Source organism: Acidocella aquatica (genome assembly GCF_030160635.1).
Classification (GTDB): domain Bacteria; phylum Pseudomonadota; class Alphaproteobacteria; order Acetobacterales; family Acetobacteraceae; genus Acidocella; species Acidocella aquatica.
The window spans coordinates 1-2,504 of the sequence record NZ_BSOS01000113.1 but is presented as its reverse complement, the minus strand read 5'-3'; the positions used below and the strand labels follow the sequence as shown (position 1 = coordinate 2,504).

At 63.5% G+C, this 2,504-nt stretch carries 2 protein-coding genes; both read left to right on the top strand.

Annotated features, from left to right (window positions below):
• Positions 1–136 precede the first annotated feature (136 nt).
• Entirely contained in the window at positions 137–1,654 is a 1,518-nt protein-coding gene (gene istA / locus QQJ84_RS19135) for an IS21 family transposase (RefSeq protein ID WP_408862251.1), read from the top strand.
• Positions 1,655–1,667: 13 nt separating this feature from the next.
• Positions 1,668–2,414, top strand: a complete 747-nt coding sequence (gene istB, locus QQJ84_RS19130) for an IS21-like element helper ATPase IstB (RefSeq protein ID WP_284259930.1) — start codon at positions 1,668–1,670, stop codon at positions 2,412–2,414.
• Positions 2,415–2,504 lie beyond the last annotated feature (90 nt).

Sequence of the window (2,504 nt, the reverse complement as noted above, 5' to 3'; positions counted from 1 at the left end):
CGGCCACCATTCCGATTTAATTCCGGCCACTTGGGCCGGGCATTCGAGCGTTTTCGGCTGGGTCAGTAACTCGGGCATCTGCCCTCTCGTGATCAACCACGAGGAGGGGCGGATGCCGGCAAAGCGAGAGCTGACGATGAGGCAGATACGATACACATTACGGCTGGCCAGCGAGGGGATCAGCGCACGGCAGATCGGGCGGATGCTGGGCGTGGCGCGCAGCACGATCCAGGACAATCTGAAGCGGGCGCAGGTGGCAGGATTGACCTGGCCGCTGCCGGCCGATCTCACCGATGCGGTTTTGGAAGAGCGGTTGTTTGCCCGCAACGGTGCCCCTCGTGGGGTGCGCCGCCATGCCGAGCCGGTTTGGCGCGAGCTGGTTTGCGAGCTCAAACGCCCTGGGGTCAACCTGATGGTGCTTTGGGAGGAATATCGCGCCGGGCATCCGGAGGGGTACAGCTACAGCCGGTTTTGCGATCTGTTCCGCGAGTTCGAGGCCCGGTTGTCGCCGGTCATGCGCCAGGAGCACCGGGCGGGCGACAAGGTGTTTGTCGATTATTCCGGCAAGAAGCTTGGTATTACAGACCCCGCGACGGGCGAAGTACGGTTTGCGGAGATTTTCGTCGCGGTCCTGGGGGCGTCGAGTTTCACCTATTGCGAGGCGAGTTGGAGCCAGACGCTGCCTGATTGGATCGGCGCCCATGTGCGCATGTTCCGCGCGCTTGGCGGCGTGCCGCGGCTGGTGGTGCCGGATAATCTGAAGTCGGGCGTCAACAAGGCATCGTTCTACGACCCCGAGATCAATCTCAGCTATGGCCGGATGGCCGCGCATTACGGCATCGGCATTCTGCCGGCGCGGCCGCGGCGGCCGAAGGATAAGGCCAAGGTGGAAGCCGGGGTGCGCTTCGCCCAGAGCTACATACTGGGCCGGTTGCGGGCGCAAAAATTCTTCTCTTTGGCGGAGGCCAACCAGGCCATTGCCGGCATGGTGGCGCGGATCAACGACCACATCATGCGCCGGCTTGGGGTCAGCCGGCGGCATCTGTTCGAGACGATCGAGCGCCCGGCTTTGGCCGTGTTGCCCGATACAGACTACGAATTCGCCGAATGGGGTTTTGCCCGTGTCTCGCTGGATTATCACGTCGAGGTCTGCGGGTATTTCTACTCGGTGCCGCATAATTTGATCCGGGCCCAGGTCGATACCCGCGCCACGGCGCGGATGATTGAGGTGTTTTTCCAAGGGAATCGAGTTGCCGCGCATGAGCGCCGCTATGGCGGGGCCAGGCACGGCACCGACCCCGCGCACATGCCGAGCGCGCACCGGCGCTACGCCGAATGGACGCCGGAGCGGTTCCGCCGCTGGGGCGCCTCGGTTGGCCCCAATACCGAGGGCCTGGTCACGGCCATTCTGGCCAGCCGCCCGCATCCGGAACAGGGCTTCAGGACCTGTCTTGGTGTGCTGCGGCTGTTCCGGGAGTTGGACAAAACCCGTGCCGAGGCGGTGTCGGCCCGCGCCGTCGCTTACGGCGCGTTCACCTACAAAAGCATCGCCTCGATCATCGCCAACAAGCTCGACCGCGCCGCCATCACCACCAGTGAGCCGCAGGCGGTGATGACCCACGGCAATCTGCGCGGCTCCAAATATTTTCACTGAAAGGACCAAAACCATGCTTACCCACCCAACACTCGACCTGCTCCAGAAGCTCGGCCTGCACGGCATGGCCAAGGGGTTTAGGGAGCTTGAACGCCAGCCTGAGATTGCCGCCCTGGAACACGGCGAATGGCTGGCCCTGCTGTTGGAACACGAGGCCACGTTGCGGCGGCAAAAACGCTTCGAGACCCGCGCCCGCGCCGCCAAACTGCGGCAATCCGCCAGTATTGAGGATGTCGACTACCGGGCGGCGCGCGGCCTCGACCGTGCATTATTCCTGAAGCTCGCAGGCTGCGACTGGGTTCGTGCCCGGCACAATTTGCTGATCACCGGCCCCTGCGGCGTGGGTAAAAGCTGGCTCGCCTGCGCCCTGGGCCAGAAAGCCTGCCGCGAGGACCTGTCCACCGCCTATCACCGTGTGCCGCGGCTGTTCTCCACCTTGGCCATGGCGCGGGCCGATGGCCGCTATGCCAGGACATTGCGCCAGATCGCCAAGGTTGACCTGCTGATCCTGGACGATTGGGGGCCCGAAACTCTGACCGCCGACCAGCGCCGCGATTTGCTGGAGATCATCGATGACCGCCATGAGATGCGCTCGGTCATCATCACCAGCCAGGTGCCCATCGAGCAATGGTACGAGATCATCGGCGACCCAACCATCGCCGACGCCATCCTCGACCGCCTCATCCACAACGCCTACCGCATCGAACTGACCGGCGAGAGCCTCCGCAAAAAGCAAAACCCGGCCACCGCAGACGCCTGAACTTGACCCCGAACAGGGACAAGATAATCATTCAACCAGACCCAACCGATGACGCTCAGGTGGCCGACATCAAATCGGAATACCTGGCCG

Bases quoted from the DNA above. Each gene is read 5' to 3' on its own strand.
- istA (WP_408862251.1), top strand. From the start codon at position 137: ATGAGGCAGATACGATACACATTACGGCTGGCCAGCGAGGGGATCAGC.
- istB (WP_284259930.1), top strand. From the start codon at position 1,668: ATGCTTACCCACCCAACACTCGACCTGCTCCAGAAGCTCGGCCTGCAC.